Annotated in this window: 2 protein-coding genes; both read right to left on the bottom strand. The window is 39.2% G+C overall.

Annotated features, from left to right (window positions below; translation table 11 throughout):
* On the bottom strand, window positions 1-182 hold a 182-nt coding region (locus WSC_RS25370; protein WP_040394974.1), incomplete at its 3' end, for a GTPase.
* 120 nt (window positions 183-302) lie between these two features.
* The gene (locus WSC_RS0117300) at window positions 303-1058 is read right to left on the bottom strand and encodes a UDP-2,3-diacylglucosamine diphosphatase (RefSeq protein WP_016957213.1); all 756 of its coding nucleotides are present in this window, start codon (window positions 1056-1058) and stop codon (window positions 303-305) included.
* Window positions 1059-1066 lie beyond the last annotated feature (8 nt).

Here is a 1066-nt window from a genome sequence, read left to right as displayed (position 1 = left end):
GTAATCCCGCCGGTATCAATAACGATAAATTGGTAACGGCCGTATGCGGCTTGGCCATATTGGCGGTCGCGAGTTAATCCGGGAAAGTTGGCCACTAACGCATCACGGCTGCGGGTAAATCGGTTAAATAAGGTTGATTTACCAACATTAGGTCTACCCACAAGGGCTACCACTGGCATCATAATTTTTTCTCCACTCTAGTGCGTTAATGACTGCTGCTAACCTTAAGTCTATATAAGAGCTTAGTAGAAGTTAGCGGGCGCGGATTATATCACAGCTTTTTTAAAGCTTAACGTTTAATGCTAAATCGTACTGGAATTATCGGACTTTTCTACTAATGGGAAAGAATTGAGCAAAAAACCGTCGTCATTTACTTCTAAAACACTGCCTTGTGTATACCAATCACCTAATACTATACGTGTGCCGCGGCTTGGCGTGCGCGCATTTCTGTGGATCTTTGGCCTATGGGTATGACCGTGGATCATTAAATCAACTTGATAACTTTCCATTAAATCGCTGACAGCTTGGCGGGTTACATCCAATATTTGCATATCCATAACTTGTTGCTGTTTTTCTTTGCTTTGTTCCCTGCCCTTGGCAAAAATTTTAAAGCGTGTTTTTAGCGACAAACGCAAAAAGATAAATTGAATGAATTTGTTACGAACAATTTTGCGGTATTTTTGATAGCCAGTATCTTGGGTACATAAACTATCACCGTGTAATATGACCACTCGTTGATTATTTAATTCAACAATACTTGGTTCGTTTAATAATTGTACACCTGTTTGTTTGGCAAAGGTTTTACCAATTAAAAAGTCTCGATTGCCGTGAATAAAATAAACTGGGCAAACGTGCTCGGCTATATTTTTTAGTGTTGATTTAATTGGATTTAACCATGCAGACGGGTCGTCATCGCCAACCCAATATTCAAAAAAATCACCGAGAATATATAAAGCTTGAGTATCGCAAGACAGCGATGAACAAAAGTCTAAAAAGGCTTGGGTGATATCAGGGCGACTTTCACTTAAATGTAAATCAGCAATAAAAAATACAGACATTAACTAGC

The organism is Catenovulum agarivorans YM01 (assembly GCF_000281085.1).
GTDB lineage: Bacteria > Pseudomonadota > Gammaproteobacteria > Enterobacterales > Alteromonadaceae > Catenovulum > Catenovulum agarivorans.
This window is presented reverse-complemented; position numbering and strand designations above follow the sequence as displayed.

What these genes read in the sequence shown, in the direction of transcription:
- WSC_RS0117300 (WP_016957213.1), bottom strand. Translation starts at nt 1,058, where the DNA reads ATGTCTGTATTTTTTATTGCTGATTTACATTTAAGTGAAAGTCGCCCT.